Source organism: Streptomyces sp. NPDC039424 (genome assembly GCF_055639495.1).
Map to the genome: position 1 here is coordinate 240,084 of NZ_JBVKAI010000009.1, position 20,646 is coordinate 260,729.

General features: G+C 74.4%; 10 protein-coding genes and 1 pseudogene. 3 read left to right on the top strand and 8 right to left on the bottom strand.

The features are described from left to right. Positions 1-54: 54 nt before the first annotated feature. The 7 genes and pseudogenes from ACZ7L0_RS23745 to ACZ7L0_RS23775 form a co-directional block, all read right to left on the bottom strand. On the bottom strand, positions 55-1,131 hold the full coding sequence (locus tag ACZ7L0_RS23745) for a class I SAM-dependent methyltransferase (protein WP_471244526.1): 1,077 nt from the start codon (positions 1,129-1,131) through the stop codon (positions 55-57). Next, positions 1,128-2,312 (bottom strand): glycosyltransferase, encoded by a 1,185-nt coding sequence (locus ACZ7L0_RS23750; RefSeq protein ID WP_471244527.1) that lies wholly within the window; start codon positions 2,310-2,312, stop codon positions 1,128-1,130. The genes ACZ7L0_RS23745 and ACZ7L0_RS23750 overlap by 4 nt, the downstream gene beginning before the upstream one ends. After that, positions 2,309-3,130: an alpha/beta fold hydrolase gene (locus ACZ7L0_RS23755; RefSeq protein WP_471244528.1), complete on the bottom strand. Its 822-nt coding sequence runs from the start codon at positions 3,128-3,130 to the stop codon at positions 2,309-2,311. Before ACZ7L0_RS23755 ends, ACZ7L0_RS23750 begins: the two co-directional genes overlap by 4 nt. A gap of 3 nt (positions 3,131-3,133) precedes the next feature. Then, positions 3,134-3,454: an acyl carrier protein gene (locus ACZ7L0_RS23760; protein ID WP_471244529.1), complete on the bottom strand. Its 321-nt coding sequence runs from the start codon at positions 3,452-3,454 to the stop codon at positions 3,134-3,136. Then, complete coding sequence (locus ACZ7L0_RS23765) at positions 3,451-8,127, bottom strand: beta-ketoacyl synthase N-terminal-like domain-containing protein (protein ID WP_471244530.1); 4,677 nt, start codon at positions 8,125-8,127, stop codon at positions 3,451-3,453. Before ACZ7L0_RS23765 ends, ACZ7L0_RS23760 begins: the two co-directional genes overlap by 4 nt. Before the next feature lie 16 nt (positions 8,128-8,143). Further along, on the bottom strand, positions 8,144-15,196 hold the full coding sequence (locus ACZ7L0_RS23770; protein ID WP_471244531.1) for an SDR family oxidoreductase: 7,053 nt from the start codon (positions 15,194-15,196) through the stop codon (positions 8,144-8,146). A gap of 468 nt (positions 15,197-15,664) precedes the next feature. Then, positions 15,665-16,723: pseudogene (locus ACZ7L0_RS23775) on the bottom strand (RICIN domain-containing protein); the annotation flags it as partial. A 367-nt stretch (positions 16,724-17,090) separates the two neighbouring features. Between ACZ7L0_RS23775 and galU the strand changes: the two are divergent. Further along, positions 17,091-18,047 (top strand): UTP--glucose-1-phosphate uridylyltransferase GalU, encoded by a 957-nt coding sequence (gene galU, locus ACZ7L0_RS23780; protein ID WP_471244532.1) that lies wholly within the window; start codon positions 17,091-17,093, stop codon positions 18,045-18,047. A 109-nt stretch (positions 18,048-18,156) separates the two neighbouring features. Here the strand turns inward: galU and ACZ7L0_RS23785 are convergent, their stop codons facing one another. Next, positions 18,157-18,594, bottom strand: coding sequence for a DUF4442 domain-containing protein (locus ACZ7L0_RS23785; RefSeq protein WP_471244605.1), 438 nt, complete (start codon positions 18,592-18,594; stop codon positions 18,157-18,159). An 88-nt stretch (positions 18,595-18,682) separates the two neighbouring features. Here ACZ7L0_RS23785 and ACZ7L0_RS23790 point away from each other — a divergent pair, with 88 nt between their 5' ends. Further along, the gene (locus ACZ7L0_RS23790; RefSeq protein ID WP_471244533.1) at positions 18,683-19,642 is read left to right on the top strand and encodes a DUF8017 domain-containing protein; all 960 of its coding nucleotides are present in this window, start codon (positions 18,683-18,685) and stop codon (positions 19,640-19,642) included. A gap of 11 nt (positions 19,643-19,653) precedes the next feature. Next, positions 19,654-20,637 (top strand): DUF8017 domain-containing protein, encoded by a 984-nt coding sequence (locus ACZ7L0_RS23795; RefSeq protein WP_471244534.1) that lies wholly within the window; start codon positions 19,654-19,656, stop codon positions 20,635-20,637. Positions 20,638-20,646 lie beyond the last annotated feature (9 nt).

Sequence of the window (20,646 nt, forward strand, 5' to 3'; positions counted from 1 at the left end):
CGTCGGGCGCGTCCCCGTGAAGGCTACCGGTTCACCGCCGAAGGGTGACGCCTCTCAGTCACGGCGGGCCACGAGGCGGTAGGCGTTGGACAGGCCGAGGCGGTGGGACAGCGGCCGGATCGCGAAGCGGTCCAGGAGGGTGGCCAGGGCCAGTGCGGGGACGCCCGCGAGGAGGGTGGCGGTGCGCAGCCCGCGGCCGACGGGGCCCGGCGGTTCGGGCAGCCAGGGCGCGTCCTCGCGCGGCGCGGCGTGGTCCAGGGCGAGCCAGACGGCGGCGAGCAGGTCGACCGGATCGTGCGGCTGCGCGTGCTGCTCGGCGACCACGGTGAAGCCCAGCTCCGTCAGCCTTCGGCGCAGGTTGGCGACCGGTACGAGGTGCAGGTGCTGCGGCTGGAGCCAGGGCAGCCACCAGCGGCCGAGCAGGCGGGCGAAGCGGCTCTCGGGGTCGGGGACCTCGATGAGCAGGTGGCCGCCGGGGCGGACGGCCCGGTGGGCGGCGCGCAGTTCGCGGTCGGGGTCGGTGCTGTGTTCCAGGTAGTGGAACATGCTGACCACGTCGTAGCGGGCGGCGAGGTCGGGCGCCAGGTCGGGGAAGGCGCCGCGGTGGCCGTGTTCGACCCGCCCTTCGCGTTCGGCGAGTTCGACGCCGTCGGTGAAGTCGAGCCCGTCGAAGGACGTGGCGGGCAGCACCGCGCGGGCGGCCTCGCAGAAGTGGCCGTGCCCGGTGCCGACGTCGAGCCAGTTCTTGGGGGTGGGGTCGTACGGCAGCATCGACTCCGCGCGGCCCCGGTACGCCTTGGTGCGGCCCCCGAAGGTGCCGCCCATCCTCTGCTCGCCGAGGCCGTCGTAGAAGTCCCGGTAGTAGAACTCCAGGCCCGCCTCGTTCAGCGCCGGGTTCTGGAAGGTGTGCCCGCACTCCTGGCACCGGTCGAGGACGAAGCGGCCGGGTTTGTGCTGGAGCAGGTCGGTGGTGCGCAGCCGGGTGGTCAGCCGGCCGGAGTCGCACCAGGGGCAGGTGGTGCGCCGGGGTGCGAAGAAGCGGTCCACGCCGTCGGCCAGGTCGGCCCGGTAGGCGGGGCGCAGCGCGGCGACCCGGGCGGCGCGGCCGGTGCCCCGGGGTTCGTTGCTCATCGGGTCTCCTCCGGGCGGGCGTCGGCGGCGAGTCGCTCGAGGTGGGTGGCGGCGGCCGGGGCGCCTCCGGCGGCGCGGAAGGCGGTGCGGACGCGTCCCGCGGCTTCGCGGTGGGCGGGTTCGTGCAGGACGGCGTCGAGGGCCGGGCCCAGCCGGGCCGCGGTGACCCGGCCGAACCTCACCCGGATGCCCGCCCCGGCCTCGACGACCTGGGCGGCGATGGTGGGCTGGTCGTCGCGGATGGGGGCGACGACGAGCGGGACGCCGTGCCAGAGGGCCTCGCAGACGGTGTTGTGTCCGGCGTGGCAGACCACCGCGTCGACCCGTTCCAGGAGTGGGAGCTGGGGCACGGCGGGCAGGACGAGTACGTCCTTGTCGTCGCCGGACGCCGGCAGGGTGCCGCCCGGGTCGGCCACCACCGCCTGCACCCGGTCCGCCCGTTCCCGCACCGCGCTCACACACTCGGCGAGGAACCGGCCGCCCGTGTCGGCGTTGGCGGTGCCGAGGCTCACCAGCAGCTTCGCCCGCCCGGGGTCCAGCCACTCCCAGGGGAAGCCGGGCGCGGCCGGGCGGTCGGCGATGGAGGGGCCGACGTAGTGGATGTGGTCGCCCCGGGCGGCCGTCGGCCCGACGAGTTCGGGCGTGCTGAAGGCCAGCACCAGGTGGGGCGAGAACCGCGGGTCGGTGTCGCCCGCCGGGTCTCCGATGCGGGAGCGCAGTTCACCGAGCCGCGCCCGCAGCCAGTCGGCGACCTTGGGGATGCCGTCGTAGGCGCCGGTCAGCTCGGCCGAGGTGGTGGCGGAGGTGGCCCAGGGCAGGCCGAGGCGTTCGGCGACCAGGGCGCCGGCGAACGCCTGCTGGTCGGCGACTACGACATCGGGCCGGAACTTGTCGGCCGCCGCCCGCACCCCGGGCGCCATGGCGTCGGCGAGGGGCAGCAGATAGCCCTCCCACAGGTACTTCAGCGCCTCGGGGCCGCGCAGCTTTGGCGGGCGCGTAGCCAGGGCGAGTCCCGTGCAGGGCAGGACGTCGGCCTCCGCGCCCGCGAGCCGCCGTACCAGCCCGGGGTCGGCGCAGGCCCAGGCCACCCGGTGGCCGCGCGCGGCGAGCCGGGCGGCGACGCCGACGGTCGGGTTGATGTGCCCGACCAGGGGCGGCACCACGAACAGGAACGCGCTCACCGGGCCTCGGCCCCCGCCGCGCTGAGTCCGCTCGCCGAGCGGATCAGGTCCAGGACGTGTTCGCCGACGGCCCCGGCGGCCTCCACCAGCACGGAGTGCTCGTGCCCCGGCAGCACGGCGGACCGGAAGTCCGCGAGCAGCGCCTCCTTCAGCGCCGCGAGCTCCAGCACGTCCGAGTCGCCCCCGTAGACCCCGAGGACAGGGCAGCGTACGGCCCTGATCTCGTCCTCGGTGAGCACCCGGCTGGCGGGGATGTCCCGGCCGATCGTGGTCTCCCGGACGAGCCGTGCCGCGCCTTTGGCGAGGCGGGCGGTGTGGCGGCTGTGGTTCTCGGCGACCCAGGCGATCGCCGCGGCCTCGTCGTGGCTCAGCCCGGTCACCACCCGGTCCATGATCCCGCCCAGTTTCGCCGCCCAGGCCGCGGTCGCCGGTTCGGACTCGATGAGGGCGAGGCTGGCCGCCCGCTCGGGGTGGCGGGCGGCGTAGCCGAAGGCGATCGTGCCGCCGTAGGAGTTGCCGACCAGGTGGACCGGGCCGGTGATCTCCAGCCGGTCGAGCAGCGCCTCCAGGTCGTCGATGTTGTGGTCGAGGGTGTAGCCGGCCGGGGGCCGTTCGCTGCGGCCGTGGCCGCGCAGGTCGTACATGACCACGTCGACGCCCGCCGCCGCGAACCGCGCGGCCACGGTGAAGTAGTAGCTGGCCAGACTGTCGGTGAGCAGGCCGTGCACGAGCACGGCGGTGGCGACCGGGGGGCGGCCGTCCTCGGGGCCCATTCTCTGCACGTGCAGCCGGATGTCGCCGGTGTCGACCATGGCCATCCGTCAGCTCGCCCCCGCGGCCTTGAGGCTCTGCACGATGTGCTCGACGAGCCGGCCGACGGTGAGCTCGATGATCTCCTCGAACTCCATGCCGGCCAGGAACTCGGCGAAGTTGACCCGGTTTCCGTAATGCTCCCTGAGCAGACCGGCCAGGGTCACGAGATCGATGCTCTCCAGCTCCAGGTCGCGGTTGAACGCGGTGGTCATGCCGATCTCGACGTCGTCTTCGCCGTACTCCTCCAGGAGGGTCAGGAGCATGCCCCTGATGTCGGCGAGCACCGCCTCCTCGTCGGCGCACGCGATGGTGGGCTCCGTGGGGTTCATCGTTCCTGCTCCTCTTCGTCTTCGCCCGCCGGGCCCGTCGTCCAGGCCACGACGTAGTCCCGGGTCGGCAGTGCGGGGGGATTGCGGACGGGTGCGCAGTGCACCGTGTAGGCGCGCTCCAGGCGTCCGGAGACCAGCAGCCGGTCGCCGGCCGGTGCCGCGTGGAAGACGGCGAAGTCCCGGGGGCGTCCGCCGAATCCGGTGCCCTCCGCCTTGGCGACTGCCTCCTTGGCGGCCCAGAACCGGGTGAACCACAGCGCCTCGGACGCGCCGCCGTCCGCGCACAGGGCGCGCAGCAGCCGGAGCTCCTGCGTGCCGAGTGCGGCGGCGAGGGCCGCCGGGTCCCGTTCGGTGACCTCCTCGATGTCGATGCCGGGGCCGGGGCCGGGCCGGTGCGGCCGTACGATCGCCACGCCCGCCTCGGCGCGGTGGGCCAGCGAGACGTCCAGCTGGGGCAGGGTGCGGCCGTGCACGCCGGTGACGTACGGGCGGCCCAGGTCGTCGTTGCGCACCCGGAGCTCGGCGGGGAAGACCGGTCCCTCGCCGTGCTCCCAGAGCCATCGCCGTACGGCGTCCTTGACCGCGATCCGGCCGAGCAGCCACTGCCTGCGGCCGCGTGGCGCGTGCTCGGCGTACTCCGCGCGTTCCGGGCCGCCCAGCGAGTTGCGCATTATCAGCTCGCGGGAGGCGAGGTCGGGCCACCGCTCGTGCAGCAGGGACCAGCCGCCGGGCTGCGGCACGGAGAAGGTGTTGCGCTCGGGGAAGCGTTCGACCGGGCGGGTCTGCGGGTCGTTGTCGAAGCGGCGGTCCTGCCAGCCGGTCAGCCGCGCCCACACCCGCCCGGCGACGGTCAGTTCCACGTCCGCCTCCAGGACGGTGTCGGTGAACGAGGTGATCCGCACCAGGCAGCCGACCTCGGTCCCCGGCGCCGGGTCCGGTCCGTGGAAGCGCATGTGGCGCATCTGCACGGGGAACACGGCGGTCCGTTCGGTCCGGGTCGCCATGATCCAGTAGCCGAGGATCTGGCCCACGTTGTCCAGCAGGGCGCCGGGGGCGGTGGGCGTGGTGATGACCCCGCGTACGTGTCTGTCGCCGATCCCCGTGAGTTCGGTGACGCCCTGGAACGCCGGTCCGTGGAACATCCAGCGCTCGGCGTAGATCTGGGCGGCGGTGTGGTCGGGGGTGCGTTCCGGGGTGGGGGGAGCCGTGCGGGTCGTGGGGGGTGCGGGGTGGTGGGCGGCGAGTTCGATCACGGCGCGGGCCGTGGGGCCGAAGGTGACGGCGAGGCGGTGGGGGTCGTCGGGGGTGCGGGTGACCGTGACCGGCACGTCCACGGGTGGGGTCGCGGTGAGCCACCGGTCGAAGCGCGCTCCGTGCACGGCGACCGCGCGGGTGCCGGGGGCCGCCTGTTCCGCCGCGTCCATCATGTGCCGCACGATCGTGGTCGCCGGGACCACCGGCCATCGGTCGGCCACGTCCGGCCAGCCCGGCCGCTGCGGGAAGAAGCAGTGGTCGAGCAGGTGGGGCATCGTGGCCGGGGAGACGTGGACGGTGGTGCGCCAGGTGTCGGGGGCGGGGCGTGGGGTGGCGGGCTCGACGCGGTCGGCGGGTTGCCGGGGAGTGGGGGTGGTGCGGCCGGCGGGCCGGCCGGTGCCCGGGGTGACGGGCACGGCCGCGGGTCTGCGGTCGCCCGCCGCGATCAGCGCGGCCGCCGTCTCCTCGGTGTCCCGCAGGAGCGCGCTCAGTTCGGCGGCGGCCGGGAAGCGCCCGGCGAGGGTGTCGAGGGCGGACGGGGCGGTGGTGCCTGCCGACGCGCCGCTCGTGGGGGACGCGGCGCGCAGTTCGGAGCGCAGCGCGGTGAGGGCCGGGCCGTCGAGGGACACCAGCGCCCCGCCCAGGTCGAGCCGGACCGGTGGACGGTGCGGCCGGGTCGCGGAGGCGGGGGCGTACGGCCGGGGCAGTGCCGGGGCCACCGGGGCTCCCGCCGTCCACAACGCCGTCGCCACGCGCCGGAGTTGGGCGAGTCCCGGCCGGTGGGACGAGTTCGCGGCGACCACCAGGTGGTCGCGGTCGCCGAGGGTGTCGCCGACCAGGGAGGCGAGCTGGCCCGGGCCGGCCTGGACGAAGGCACGGTGACCGGCGCCGTACAGGCCCTCGACGAGTTCGCGGAAGCGGACGGGCTCCAGCAGGTGCCGCACGAACAGCTCGCGCACGGCCGCCTCGTCCTCGGGGAACGGCGTCGCCGTGGTCCCCGACCAGATGGGGACGGTGGGCGGGTGGAGCCGGAACCGGTCCGCGGCCTCCTTGATGGGTGACAGGTAGGGCTCGAGCATCGGCGTGTGGAAGCCGGACCGGAAGGGCAGCACCTGGCACAGCACGCCCCGGGCGCGGAAGGAACGTACGAACTCCGTCACCGCGGCGTCCGGTCCGCACACCATCGACTGGCTGGGCGCGTTGTCGTGCGAGAGCGTTATCCCGGCGTCCGCCCAGCCGTCGGCGATGGCCGCGACGACCTGCGCGGCGGGCGCGCCGATGGCGCCGAAGGCCAGGCCCGGGACGGTCAGGCTGTCCGGGTCGAACCCGGTGGTGAACGCGTCGACCTCGGCGCCGGAGTAGAGCCCCGACACCGCCATGGCGGTCCACTCGCCGATGCTGTGCCCGGCCACCGCGTCCGGGACGACGCCCATGCGGCGCAGTGCCGCGTCGAGGAGCCGGCCCACGCCGACGACGCCGATGCCGTGCCGGCCCACGTCGCCGACCCGCACGTCCTCTCCGGACGGGGTGGCTCCGGGGAGGCGGGGCAGGTCGAAGTGGGCGGCGATGTCGTCGACGCGGGGGGTGAACTCGGCCTCCAGGCCGGGGAAGAGGAAGGCGAGACCGCCCTGCCCGGGGCCGAGCAGCGGTCCGGGCCGGAACCAGACGTCGCTGCGCCCCTGCCAGGCCCGGCCCTTGCCGACCGCCCGCCGGGCCAGCGCCAGCCGCTTGGCGGTCGGGTCGACGACACCGAGACGGGCCGGGCCCGCCTCCGGGTGCGTCCGGCCGGTGTCCAGGCCGGAGCCGAGGACGGCGCTGTCGTCGGCGGCGAGCAGCGCGGCGAGCCCCTCGGGGTGATCGGCGGCCAGCAGGAGCACGCGCTCGGGTTCGGTGACGGTGGCGGGGGTGCGCGGGGCTTGTCCTGCGGCCGTCGCGACGCCCTCCGGTGCGGTGCCCCGGGCGGTGGTCCGGGGGCCGCCTGTGGCGGTTGTCGCGGCAGGCGCCTCCTCCAGCACCACATGGGCGTTGATCCCGCCGAAGCCGAAGGCGTTCACGGCCGCGCGGCGTACCGGGTGGTCCGGGGTGGTCTCCCAGGGGGTCGCCTTCTCCAGCGGGCGGAAGCGGGTGCGGGCGAGGGCGGGGTGGGGGTCGTCGCAGTGCAGGGTGGGCAGGAGTGTGCCGTGGTGGACGGCAAGGGCGGCCTTGACGAGGCCCGCCACTCCGGCGGCGGGCATGGTGTGGCCGATCATCGACTTCACCGACCCGAGCACCGCCCGCTCGTCGCCGTACCGGTCGTCGCCGGGGCCGAACACCTCGGCGAGGGTGGTCAGTTCGGCGGCGTCGCCGGCCGGGGTCGCGGTGCCGTGTGCCTCCAGGAGGCCGATCGCGCCGGGGGCGGCGGGGTCGAGCCCGGCGGCGCGCCAGGCCTGGCGTACGGCGTGGGTCTGGCCGCCGGGGTCGGGGTTGACGAGGCCGGACGTACGGCCGTCGCTGGCCACGCCGGTGCCCCGGATCACGGCGTAGACGCGGTCGCCGTCGCGTTCGGCGTCGGCGAGGCGCTTGAGGACGACGACGCCGGTGCCCTCGCCGATGAGGATGCCGTCGGCGTCCCGGTGGAAGGGGCGGATGCGCTGGCTCGGGGAGAGGGCGCGCAGTTGGGAGAAGACGCTCCAGAGGGTGATGTCGTGGCAGTGGTGCACTCCCCCGGCGAGCATCAGGTCGCAGCGTCCGGCGGCGAGTTCGCCGACCGCCTGGTCGACGGCGACCAGCGAGGAGGCGCAGGCCGCGTCCACGGTGTAGGCGGGGCCGCGCAGGTCGAGCCGGTTGGCGATCCGGGAGGCCGCGAGGTTGGGCACCAGGCCGATCGCGGACTCGGGGCTCTCGGGTCCCAGCCGTTCGGTGAACGCCTCCCGGACGCGGCCGAGCTGGTCCGCTGTCAGGTCGGGCAGCAACTCGCCCAGGGTGCGGACGAGTTGACCCGCCGTGCGGACCCGCTGGTCGAGCCGGACCAGGCCGGGGGTGAGGTAGCCGCCCCGGCCCAGGACGACGCCGACGCGGTGCCGGTCGGGCAGCCGGTCCGCGCCGCCCGCGTCGGAGAGGGCCTCCGCGGCCACCTTCAGCGCGATCAGCTGGTCGGGTTCGGTGCCCGCGACCGAGGACGGCATGATGCCGAACCGGGTCACCTCGACGTCGGCCAGGCCGTCCACGAATCCGCCGCGCCGGCAGTACACCTGGTCGGCGGCCGCGGGGCCCGTCCCGGCGCCGGGACGGTAGTAGTCGGCGTCCCAGCGGCCGTCCGGTACGTCGCCGATCGCGTCCACGCCGTCGCGCAGGTTGCGCCAGTAGGCGTCGAGGCAGGCGGCGCCGGGCAGCAGGACGGCCATCCCCACGATGGCGACCGGGATTTGACGGGCCGTCATGCCGTGGTCCGCCATGTCACCAGCCCGAGGAGGTGTAGACGACCGCGCGGGCCGACTCGTCGCCCCAGGCGAGTTCCCGCAGCAGGGCCGCGGTGCCCTCTTCGGGGTCGATGAGCTTCACACCGCGCCGGGCGTACTCCCGGCCGAGCTCCGGGCTGACCATGCCGGTGTGGCCGCCGGTGGGTGCCCACGGTCCCCAGTGCACGGTCAGCGCGCGGTGGCCGGTGCGGGCGGCCCAGTCGGCGCCGAGGCCCTCCAGGGCGTCGTTGGCGGCGGCGTAGTCGGCCTGGCCCCGGTTGCCGAGGACGGCGGAGATGCTGCCGAACAGCACGGCGAAGCGCGGTCCGGTGGGGAGTTCCTCCAGCGCGGCGAGCAGGGTGGCGGCGCCGGCGGTCTTGGTGCCGTACACCCGCTGGAAGGACTCGGGGCTCTTCTCGGCGATCAGCCGGTCCTCGATCACCCCGGCCGCGAACACCACCCCGTCGAGCCGGCCGTGCTCGGCGTGGATCTCCTTGATCGCCTGGAGTGCCGCGTCCCGGTCGCGGAAGTCCACGGAGCGGTAGCGGACCTCGCTGCCGCGGGCGGTGAGTTCCTCGAGCGTGGCGGTGATCTCCCGTTGCGCGAGCACGAGTTCGGCGGCGCGGTTGACCTCGGCGGGCTTGAGCGGGCCACCGCCCGCGCGGGCGGCGAGTGCCGCTCGCAGTTCGGCCGGGGTGCGGGCGGCGGCGATCGTCGGGTCCTCGGGGCCGGAGGGCGCGGGGGTCCTGCCGATCAGTTCGACGCGGCAGCGGCAGGCCGCGGCGAGGGTGGCCGCGAACTTCGCGGTGATCCCCCGGGCGCCGCCCACCAGCAGCACCACGGAGTCCCGGTCGAGGCCGAGCGCGGCGGCCTCGGCGGCGCCGTCGCCGGCCGGACCGGCGCCGGTGGTGCCGAGCGGGCCGAGGGGCGCCTCGACGAGCTCCATGCCGTGCCGGCCCGCGGCCGTGTGCAGCACGACCGGGGCGGGTTCGGGCGCGAGCAGTTCGGTGAGCAGGGCGTCGGCGACGGCGGAGGGGGCGGTGTCGCCGAGGCCGACGACCCGTGCGACGGTCTCCGGGTACTCGCGGGCGACCGTGCGGAACAGGCCGTTCAGCCCGGCCGCGCGCAGCGCCTCGCCGCCGTCGGCGGGCCGGGCGGCCAGCAGCCAGCGCGGCGCCCGGGCCAGGGCGGCCCGCAGTACGGGGAAGACGTCCGGCAGCACCGGGACGTCGGCGCCGGGCAGCGCGCCGAGGTACAGCACTCCGTCCAGCGGTCCGTCCGCCTCGGGGAGCAGGTCCTCCCGGCCGGTGACCACGTCGGCGCCGTACGCGGCGAGCCGGGACTCGACCTGGGCGGCGGCCCCCGCGCCGTCACCGAGGACGGCGAACCGCTTCCCGGCGAGCACGGCGGCCGGGTCCACCGCGTGGGCGGGCCGGGGCAGGGGCACCGGGCGCAGTTCGAACCGCTTCGGGGCCTCACCGGTGATCTCCCCGGGCTCCTCCGCGGCCTCCTCGGGGGAGACGGCCGGCGCCGGCAGGTCGACGACGGGCGAAACGGTTTCCCCCGCCGTCCGCTCGTCGGCCGCGGCCAGCCGCGCCGCCAGCCACTCGGTGACCGAGGCCGCCGTCCGCGCCTTGGCCAGCTCCTCCAGCTCCGCGTCGTCCAGGGACGCCTGGAGCTCGGCGCCGCCCGCGATGCCCAGCCGCTTGGCGAGTTCGCCCGCGATCTCGGCGCGCTTGATCGAGTCGATGCTCAGGTCCGCCTCCAGGTCGAGGTCGGGCTCGATCATGTCGACGGGGTAGCCGGTGCGTTCGCTGATGATCTCCAGGACGACCCGCTGGACGTCCGTCTCCGAGGGCGTGCCGCCGGCGGCCGGGACGGGCTCGGGTGTGTGCGGCCGGGCAGCCAGGGGCTCGGCGGCCGGGAGCTGGGCGGGCAGCAGTTCGGCGGGCACGGCCTCGGCCCGGGGCAGCGGACCGGGAGCCGCCGGTGCGGGGATCGGGGTGCCCGGTGCGGCGCCGAAGTAGGTGAGGAGGACGTCGCGCTGGGCGGCGATCATCTCCCGGCTGGTGCGCAGGAATTCGGAGATGAGTGCGTCCCGGTCGGCCGGGTCGCCGTGCGGGGAGTTCGTCGTCACAGTCGTCTCCACGACTCGTCGGGCCGGTGCGAGCGCACCGGGGAGGAGGTCTCCGGCGGCGGTGCGGACCAGCTGTCCGTCGACCGTCCACCCGGGCCGCTTCGGCGCCGGTGTCCGGACCGCGTCGACGGCGTCGCGTCCCCTCAGCAGCCACGCGGTGCGCACCGGCTGTCCGGCGACGGCCAGTTGGGCGAGCGCGTCGAGCCAGCCGCGCAGGCCGCCGCCGTCACGGGGCTCGCAGGCGACCGTGCGGTGGGGACGGTCGCCGAGGATCTGCCGGACCAGGCGGGTGAGGACCGTGCCGGGGCCCGCCTCCACGAAGATCCGCGCCCCCGCCTCGTACATCGCCTCGACCTGCCGGACGAAGGCGACCGGGGCGCCGATCTGCGCGGCGAGTTCGGTGCGCACGCCGTCGGGGTCCGGGGCGTAGGGGGCGGCGGTGCGGTTGGCCCACACGGGGAACTCGGGCGGCCGGACGGTCTTGTCCTTCAGCACCTTGGCGAACCGCTCGCCCGCACCGGCCACCACGGGGCTGTGGAAGGCGCACGCCACGGGGATGGCCTTGGCGGTGTGTCCGGCGGCGCGCAGCAGCCGGACGGCGGTGGCGATGTCCTGAGTCGGGCCCGAGATCACCGTCTGCTCGGGCGAGTTGTGGTTGGCGACGACGACCGTGGGGGGCGCGTCGGCGGCGCGCAGGGCCCGTTCGACGTCCTCGGCACCGGCGGCGACGGCGGCCATGGTGCCGGGTTCGTCGCCCGCCGCCGCCAGGATCGCCGCCGCCCGTTCGGTGCTGAGCTCCAGCAGTGTCTCGGGGTCGAGGGCACCGGCCGCGCACAGGGCGGCCAGTTCGCCGTAGCTGTGCCCGGCCGCCATGTCGGGCCGTACGCCCGCGGCGGTGAGCAGGGCGTGGGCGGCGAGGCCGGTGATGCCGAGCGCGGGCTGGGCGGCCCGGGTGTCGGTGAGCGCGGCCCGCTGCCGCGCGCGCCCGGCCTCGTCGAAGGCGGCGGGCGGATACATCCGCTCGGCGTGTTCTCGTCCCAGTTCCAGGAACCGCTGCAGTTCCGGGAAGGCGAGGAACACCTCGGCGAGCATGCCGGGGCGCTGGCTGCCCTGGCCGGGGAAGAGGAAGGCGACCTTGCCCTCGGCGGAGGCCGCCGTCTCCTCCGCGAGGTGGATGCCCGCGGCCGGGTCGTGCTCCCCGGCCAGCGCCCTGCGCAACTGCCCGGTGAGTCCGTCGAGGTCGCTCGCCACGACCGCCGCCCGCACCGGCTCCGAGGTGGCGTCCGCACGCCGGGCCGCGCTCAGCGCGAGGTCGCGCAGCCGCCAGGGACGGCCGTCGGCCTCGGCGGCCGTGAGCAGCTCCGCCATGGCGCGGTGGGCCGCCGCGAGATCCCTGCCACGGAAGAGGAACAGCTCGGCGGGCCAGGCGTCCAGTCCCTGCTCAGGGGGTACGGAGTCCCCGTACGCACCGAGCACCGCATGGAAGTTGGTGCCGCCGAAGCCGAACGCGCTGACCCCGGCGACCCGATCCCCGGCCGGTACCGCCCAGGGCCGGGCCCGGGTGTGGAACGCGAAGGGGCTCTCCCCCTCCCTCCACGCCTCGTTGGGCCGCTCCAGGTGCAGGGTGGGCGGTTTGACGCCGGTGTAGAGGGCGAGCGTGGTCTTGATCAGGCCCGCGAGACCGGCGGCGCACTTGGTGTGCCCGATCTGCGACTTGACCGACCCGAGCGAGCAGTCGCCCGCACCGGCTCCGGCGTCGGCGAACACCTCGCTGAGGATGGTGAGTTCGGTGCGGTCGCCGACGACGGTGCCGGTGCCGTGCGCCTCCACGAGACCGACCTCGGCGGGCGACACGCCGGCGTTGCGGTAGGCCCGTTCCAGGGCGGCCCGCTGCCCTTCCGGCCGGGGTGCGGTCAGGCCGAGGGAGCGGCCGTCGCTGGACGAGCCCAGCCCCTTGATCACACCGTAGATCCGGTCGCCGTCGCGCTCCGCGTCCGCCAGCCGTTTGAGGACGACGCAGGCGACGCCCTCGCCGAGCGCGATGCCGTCGGCCGAGCTGTCGAAGGCCCGCGACCGGCCGGTCGGGGAGAGCGCGTGCACCGAGGAGAACAGCACGTAGTCGTTGATGCCGTTGTGCAGGTCGGCGCCCCCGCACAGCACGACGTCGCTGGTCCGGGCGACCAGTTCCTTGCAGGCCACGTCGACGGCGGCCAGCGAGGACGCACAGGCGGCGTCCACGGTGTAGTTGGCCCCGCCGAGGTCGAGGCGGTTGGCGATCCGGCCCGAGATGACGTTGGCGAGCATGCCGGGGAAGGAGTCCTCGGTGAGCCGGGGCAGCTGCTCCCGCAGCCCTTCGGGCACCGTGCCGAAGTACGAGGGCAGTACGGCGCTCAGGGTGGCGGCGTTGGACAGGTCGCTGCCCGCCTCCGCGCCGAAGACGACGGAGGTGCGGGCGCGGTCGAACTCCCGTCCCGCCTCGCCGTATCCGGCGTCCTCCAGCGCGCGCCGGGCGGCCTCCAGGGACAGCAGCTGGACCGGCTCGATGCTGCCGAGGGAGGCGGGCGGGATGCCGTAGCGCAGCGGGTCGAAGGGGATGCGGGGCAGGAAGCCGCCCCACTTGGACGTCGAACGGCCCTCGGTGTGGTGGACGGCCGGATCCCAGCGCTCGGGCGGGACCTCGGTGACCGCGTCGTGTCCGGCGACGACGTTCGCCCAGAAGGCGGGCAGGTCGGGGGCCTCGGGGAACATGCAGGCCATGCCGATGACAGCGATGTCGAGCGGGGCGGGCGCCGGCTGCCGGACCGCCCGTTTACGGCCCAGCCGTTCGGTCAGCCGTCGCGTGCGGTCGGTGAGGAAGGCGGCGGCGCCGTCGGTCACCGAGTGGTGCAGGGCGTCGAGCGTGGTGGTCGCCGAGCGCAGCACGGCCACGTCTCCGGCCATGAACATGCCTTCGGCGAGCTGGCGTTCCTCGTCGACACGTGCGAGGCCGCCGCCGTCGGCCCGGTCGACTCCCTTGCTGGCGATGCGCAGCCGCCCGACGTTGAGCCGCTCCAGCTCCTCCCAGACCTGCCGGTCGGGGACGCCCCGGCCGCGCAGTTCGCTCTCCCGGTCGCGGTAGTCGTGGGTGAACGGGCTGGGGACGCAGCGGGTGGCATGGCCGGGGGCGGTCTCCAGCAGGGCGGTCGCGGTCGCGGCCATGACCTGCCGCTGGAACAGGGGCTGGATCGCGCCGCGTGCCACCGCCTCCTCGGTGAACAGATAGGCGGTGCCCATGAGGAGGCCGACCGCCGCGCCCCGGGCGGTCAGCGGTGCACCGAGCGCGGCGACCATCGCCGCCGACCGCTCGTCGTGCACACCGCCCGCGAAGAACACCTCGATCCGCCGGGCGGTCTCGTCGTCGGCGCCGGCCAGGAAGTCCTCCAGGACGGCGAGTTGCGCCTCCCACAGCGGGAAGCTGGCCCGCGGTCCCACGTGGCCGCCGCACTCGGAGCCCTCGAACACGAACCGCCGTGCCCCGGCCTCCAGGAACTGCCGCAGCAGGCCCGGCGAGGGCACGTGCAGGAAGGTGCTGATCCCGGCCCGCTCCAGCGCCTCGGCCTGCGCGGGCCGGCCGCCCGCGATGATCGCGTGGCTGGGCCGCAGCTCCCGTACGGCTTCGAGCTGGGCGTTCCTGATCTCCTCGGGCGCGAAGCCGAGCACGCCCACGCCCCAGGGCCGTCCCCGCAGCGCGGCCCGGGTCGCGGTCAGCATCGCCCGCGCCCGCTCACCGTCCGCGAGGGCCAGCGCCAGGAACGGCAGGGCACCCTCGCCGGCCACGGCGGCGGCGAACCCCGCCTGGTCACTGACCCGGGTCATGGGCCCCTGGGCCACGGGCAGCCGTGTCCCGAGGGCCCGGCTCATCGGGGAGCCGGGGAGCAGGGACCGGGCGGCGGAGACCGGCTCGGGGCCGGGCGACGCCGACGCCCCGGCGTCACCGGGCGGCAGGTCGGCGGGCGAGTCCGGTACGGCGGTCTCGGGCCCGGCATCCACCAGGGCCCCGCGCACGGCCGCCGTCAGTCCCCGGACCGTGCCGCCGACATCACGCCAGCGCTCGGCGAATCGGGCCGCGAGGAAGCCGTCCTGTCCCACCGGCAGGAGCTGGTGGCGCGGATCCTGTGCGCCCAGCAGGGGTGCGACCGCCGCCGGGTCGTCGGCCGGCAGGGGCGGGGCGTCGGGGCCGCGGCGGCGCAGCACCCGGTGCCCGCCCACCACGACGGTCTCCGAACCGTCGAGCGAGCGCAGTGCCGCCGCCGTCGCCTCGGGCAGCCCGGACTCGGCCAGCAGGGCGAGTTGGCTGTCGAGGACCACTCCGGCCGCTCCGCCGGCCACGGCCGCCGCCGCCGCGCGGGGCCCGATGCCGCCGCAGGCCCACACGGGGACGTCCAGGTCGCGTGCGGACAGGAGTTGCTGGAGCAGTACGAAGGTGCTGAGTGCGCCGATCCGGCCGCCGCTCTCGCAGCCCCGGGCGATCAGCCCGTGTGCCCCGGCGCGGACCGCCTCCCGGGCCTGGGCCAGGTCCGTGACCTCGGCCAGGACGCGGTGGCGCCCGGCGACCTCGTCGACGCGCCACGGCGCGTCCGGGGCCAGCACCACGCAGTCCGGTCCGCCCGCGCTCCCCTCCCCCGGGCCCGGCGCGCCGGATTCGAGGAGGTCCCGGGGCCGCATCCGGCAGTGGGCCGCCACACGCACCCCGTAGGGCCCGGGGGACATCCGTCTCAGGCGGGCCAGCGCCTCACGGGATCTTCGGTCGCCGGACCCCAGGTCCAGAACCCCGAGTCCGCCGGCCCGGGAAGCCGCCGCGGCGAGCCTGGAATCCGGCTCTCCGAAAGGGGTGACGCAGATGATCAGGTCCAGGGCGCGCACAGCAGACGTCATGATGCTCCGAATAATCGGTGGACCAGCACGGTGGGGGGTGTGCGACGGAACTCGAGGGCCACCGGAAACTAGCGAGCTCCTTACTCGCGGGTCAATATCAGCGCGGTCTTTCCGTATGCCGTCGCATCAATTCAGCCAGCCTCCGAAACTCGCCGCAAGAGCCGAAAATCCGAGCAATTCCCTTAAGGCACGCTACCCCACGGACCACGCCACAGAGGCACCACACCACCGCAAGCCCGTCAAAATGTCCGACGGATTCACCCGGCACTCACCCTTCCGCAACACGCGGGCAGCAAGCGCCGCACTCTGTAAACTCCGCATGTCGTCGGCCCGGTGGCTCGATCGAGGCGCCGCCCGCGGGGAAACCCCTCGCCGGACTAATTCCCGTACGCAAAAGGCGAATCAGGATAATTATCGTAAATCATGGAAATAGCAACGACCGCCGCGCAGTTAGCCGCAGGGGGACCCGACGGTCCGGCCGCCGGTGGCGCCCCAGGTTGCGTGGGGGCCGGGGACACCGTTGTCATCGGACCAGCCCCGGCCCGCGAGGACGGTCACGACCAGCACGAGGGCGACGAGTCCGACGCCGATCGCCAGCGCCTTGCGGCGGCGCCTGCTGTCGGAGGCGGTGCGGTGACGTCCGTCCGCCGTCGGGGGCGAGGCCTCCGTGGGCCGCGGCGGCTCCTGGGCGGGTCCGCGTCCCGGGCGCGAGTCGAGATAGCGGCGGGCACCCCAGCCGAGCACGGTTTCGGCGAGCAGCACGTCCAGTCCGCCCTCGAAATGGCTGAGCTGTTCCGCGGCGTGCCGGCAGTACCGGCACTCCACCAGATGCCGCTGCACATCGGGCAGCAGGATGCCGCTCCGGCGAATGGGGACTTCGAGCAGACGGTTGTAGAAGCGGCATTCCCTGGTGGGCGCGAGTTCGCGGTGGGCGCGTACGCAACCCGCCCGGAATTGCTCGCGGGCCCGTTCCAGAGCGACCGTCGCGGTGGCGGTGTCCACCCCCAGCAGACCGGCGGGTATGTTTATGGGTTCGGCCTCGACCTCCGTGTGCCACAGAAGGCATTGGGAGGCTCCGGGGAGGCCCCGGAAAGCGCGCTCGGCGAGTTGCCGCCTTTCCGGAGTTCCGGGCATCGCCGCGCGTAGACCGCGACCACCGGTGGGCTTGCGCAGTTCCGGCAGCACGATGGGAATCGCGTCATCGGCCGCCCACGCCCTGACCGTCTCCCGCACCGCCACGAGGAGCTGCGGGCGCAGCGCGCCGCCGGCCGCGCCGGCCGCGAGCCGGCCGAGCACCTGATGGAAGGCCGAGGTGGCCACCACCTGTGCCGAACCGGATGCGGACGCGAGGCAGACGACCGCGTAGTCGCAGGTCGCCCGCCAGTGGCGGCCCAGCAGCATGGCGACCGCGTGGTGCTTCTCGTCGCCGGTGGCGCCCAGCCGGGCGACGAGATCGCGGTCGGATTCCACCGGGGCGGATCCGGGGCGGGGCGGGTACGGCGGGCGTGGGGGGCAGGGGTCTTGCACTGGACCTTTTCCTTCCAGGCCGCAGGGCGGCACGGGGAATGCGCGCCCTGTCGGAAAGCAGTGCCTGATTGGTGCGTACCTATAGAGGTTCGGCCTTCCTCCGTGGGCGCGGCCTTACCCCTCCCGCGGGACGCTCACCTTCGCACACGCGCCTCACAGGAAACAAGAAGTTCGAGTGACGTACGTTCAGGGTGAGGGGAATTCATAAGAGTTACCGCCGGTATCCGCACCCGTTTTCGAAACCGGCGGCCGGGTACCGTCAACTCCTGCCCGGTAAAAGCCGAATGACACACCGTCGCTCAGCCACACAGGGTTCTCCCATGTCACTCTCGGCGCTCTCTCAGGCCCGTGCCCCAGCATGGGCCGCATGATCGCCCCCCACTCCGCATCCAGCCCCGCGTCCCCCCGCGCCGTGCGCAAGGCCGTCGTCCCGGCGGCCGGTCTCGGCACCCGGTTCCTGCCCGCGACGAAGGCGACGCCGAAGGAGATGCTGCCGGTCGTCGACAAGCCGGCCATCCAGTACGTCGTCGAGGAGGCCGCCGCGGCCGGTCTCGACGACATCCTCATGGTCACCGGCCGTCACAAGCGCGCCATCGAGGACCATTTCGACCAGGCCTACGAACTGGAGCAGGCGCTCGCCGCGAAGGGTGACACCGTGCGGCTCGACGCGGTGCGCGACCCCGCGCGCCTGGCCGACATCCACCACATCCGCCAGGGCGACCCGCTCGGCCTCGGCCACGCCGTCCTGTGCGCCCGCCAGCACGTCGGCGACCAGCCCTTCGCCGTGCTCCTCGGCGACGACCTGATCGACCCGCGCGAGACCCTGCTCAGCCGCATGCTGGACGTCCGCGACCGGTACGCCGGCAGCGTGGTCGCCCTGATGAAGGTCGACCCCGCGCAGATCCACCTCTACGGCTGCGCGGCCGTGGAGACCACCGGCGAGGACGACGTCGTACGCGTCACCGGCCTGGTGGAGAAGCCGTCCCGGGAGAACGCCCCGAGCCACTACGCGGTCATCGGGCGCTACGTCCTCGACCCGGCCGTCTTCGGCACCCTGGAGCGCACCGCGCCCGGCCGCGGCGGCGAGATCCAGCTGACCGACGCCCTCCAGGAACTCGCCGCGGGCGGCACGGTGCACGGAGTCGTCTTCGACGGACTGCGCTACGACACCGGCGACAAGGCGGACTATCTCCGCACGGTGGTCCGGCTGGCCTGTGACCGCCCGGACCTCGGCCCTGAATTCCGGTCCTGGCTGAAGGAGTTCGTGGCGGGGCTGGAGGGCGACACGGTGGCGGACCGGGAGGAGGGACGGCGGGCCGCCTGAGCGCGGAGCGGCTCGGGGGCGGTACGCCGACGGCGGGGCTCACCGCCTGCGGCCCCGCGCACGCCGAGGCCCCGGCCGCACCCGGCCGGGGCCCGACACGCACCCGGTGTCAGCTGTTGGGCCGCAGGGTCCACACCACCGTCATCTCCGTCGTGACCGCGCCGTCCTCCCGCTGGATGGCGACGGTCACCGGGAACTCGGGACGCTTGCCCTCGTCGAGTTCGGCGACGACCTCCGCGGCCGGACGGCCGAGGGTGGCGGTGGCCTTGACCGGGCCGAGGGCGATCTTCTTGAACGCGATCTCCGCGGTGACCGGAAGCGGCACGGCACGCGAGAGCTGGTCGCCGAAGGCGGCGAGCACGATGGCACCGCTGGCGGACTCGCCGAGGGTGAACATCGCTCCGGCGTGCGGCCCGCCGACGTGGTTGCGGTACTCGCTCTGGTCGGGCAGGGACAGCACCGCCCGCTCCGGAGTGGTCTCGAGGTACTCGAGGTTCAGGGTCCGGACCATCGGCACCGTGGCGGCGAGCAGCTCGCCGATCGACATCTGGTCTGCGCTCATGGCCGCAATGTTACTCACGAGTAGCCGATCCTGGCCAGAGCCCGGCACGATGATCGCTGTATCGTTTCGCCGCATGTGGCCAGGGGAGCAGCAGCCAGGGGGCGGTACGAGTCCGCAGCAGCCCAACCCGTACCAGCAGCCCGGCTACCACCAGCCCAACCCCTACGCCGGACAGCCGCCCGCGGCTCCCGCGCCCTGGGACGCGCCCACCGCCGTACCGTCCGCACCGCGGCCCGGCGGTGGTGGCCGTACCAAGCTGGTCGCGGTCCTCGCGGCGGCGGCCGTCGTCGTCGCGGCCGGGGTGACCGGCTTCCTGGTCCTGGGCGGCGGCACGGACGACGGGGCCGCCCCCGGCCCCACCGCTTCCCCTTCCCCGGCAGCCGCCTCGCCGTCCGCCTCCGGCGCCGCGGACAACCCGCGCGCGGGCGGCGACCAGAAGCCGACCGTCGCCGGCTGGAAGGTCGTGGTCAACCCCGACGTGGGCATCGCCTTCGACGTGCCGTCCGACTGGGCACCGAGGTCCAAGGACTGGATCACGTACGTCACGGACGACGCCGACCCCAAGGACAAGGCGCTGGTCGCCATGAAGGCACCCGCGGTCCTGAAGGAGAAGTGGTGCGGGACCGACGAGGACAAGGACGGCACCACCGACTACACCTCCCTGGCCAACGCGGGCACGCGCGGCAACCCGGACGCCGAGAGCACCGAGCAGATCGCCCGTACGGACTCGGCGAACTGGGTCTACGGCTGGTACGCCCAGCCCGACCGCGAGAAGGTCACGACCGGTCCGGTGACCTCGTACACCACCGCGTCCGGCATCACCGGAAGCCTCGTCACCTCGCGGTCGTCGGGGGTGGCGAAGAAGGGCAAGTGCGACTCGGACGGCAAGGCGACGACCTTCGCCTTCGAGGACGAGTCGGACGGCGCCCTGCTGTCCTGGTCGTTCGTGGGCGCCAAGGGGGTCGGCGACGAGGTCCCGGACGCGACGGTCCGCAAGATCCTGAGCACGGTACGGCTGTACGACACCCATTAGGGTTACTCGCCATGTGGCCAGGACAGCAGCCGCCCGGGGGCGAGCAGAACCCGCAGAACAACCCGTACCAGCAGCCGGGTTACCAGCAGCCGAATCCGTACCAGCAGGCCGGCTATCAGCAGCCCAACCCCTATGCGCAGCAGCCGCAGTGGGGCGCGCCGGCACCCGCGGGCGCACCGCAGCCGCCGCCGGGAGGGGGCGGGAACCGGACGAAGCTGGTCGCGATCGTGGCGGCCACGGCCGTCGTCGTCGCGGCCGGAGTGACCGGGTTCCTGGTCCTGGGCGGCGGCTCGGACGACGACGCGGGCGGGTCGCACGGCAAGGCGAGCAAGTCGCCGACCGTCACCTCCTCGGCCTCCGACGACAACCCGCGCGGCGACGAGACCGAGAAGCCGACCGTCGCGGGCTGGAAGGTCGTGGTCAACACCAAGTGGGGCACGGCCTTCGACGTCCCGGCGGACTGGCAGGTCGAAGCGCCCGGCACCATCTTCAGCTACCCCGACGAGAAGTCGTCCGACGGCGAGCCGCTGGTCACGATGACGTCGACGGCCCAGTACAAGACGAAGTGGTGCACGTCCGACGACGACAAGGACGGCCGGACGTCGGACACCCCGCTGGCCGTGGCGGGCACCAAGGGCGCGAGCGGCGCCAAGAGCCCGGCCGACGCGGCGATCAGGGAAGCGCCCTGGTGGGTGTACGGCGGTTACACCCAGCCGGACAAGAAGAGCATCACGTTCGACAAGAAGGCCACGCCCTACAAGACCGCCTCGGGCATCGAGGGCGCCTACGTCTGGGCGCGTTCGACGAACACCCCGCGCAAGGGCAAGTGCGCCAGCGACGGCAAGGCGCTCACCTTCGGCTTCAAGAACTCCGCCGGTGACCTCGTGTCGTTCGACATCCTCGGCGCGAAGGGCGTGGACGAGGAGCTCGACACCGCGACCATCATGAAGATCCTCAGCACGGTACGGCTGCACGGCGAACCGACGGCGAGCTGACCGTTCAGC

Coding starts and splice junctions, on each gene's coding strand:
- ACZ7L0_RS23755 (WP_471244528.1), bottom strand. CDS start 3,130: ATGGCCATGGTCGACACCGGCGACATCCGGCTGCACGTGCAGAGAATG.
- ACZ7L0_RS23785 (WP_471244605.1), bottom strand. CDS start 18,594: ATGTCGATCGGCGAGCTGCTCGCCGCCACGGTGCCGATGGTCCGGACC.
- ACZ7L0_RS23795 (WP_471244534.1), top strand. CDS start 19,654: ATGTGGCCAGGACAGCAGCCGCCCGGGGGCGAGCAGAACCCGCAGAAC.
- ACZ7L0_RS23745 (WP_471244526.1), bottom strand. CDS start 1,131: ATGAGCAACGAACCCCGGGGCACCGGCCGCGCCGCCCGGGTCGCCGCG.
- ACZ7L0_RS23765 (WP_471244530.1), bottom strand. CDS start 8,127: ATGACGGCCCGTCAAATCCCGGTCGCCATCGTGGGGATGGCCGTCCTG.
- ACZ7L0_RS23790 (WP_471244533.1), top strand. CDS start 18,683: ATGTGGCCAGGGGAGCAGCAGCCAGGGGGCGGTACGAGTCCGCAGCAG.
- ACZ7L0_RS23770 (WP_471244531.1), bottom strand. CDS start 15,196: ATGACGTCTGCTGTGCGCGCCCTGGACCTGATCATCTGCGTCACCCCT.
- ACZ7L0_RS23760 (WP_471244529.1), bottom strand. CDS start 3,454: ATGAACCCCACGGAGCCCACCATCGCGTGCGCCGACGAGGAGGCGGTG.
- galU (WP_471244532.1), top strand. CDS start 17,091: ATGATCGCCCCCCACTCCGCATCCAGCCCCGCGTCCCCCCGCGCCGTG.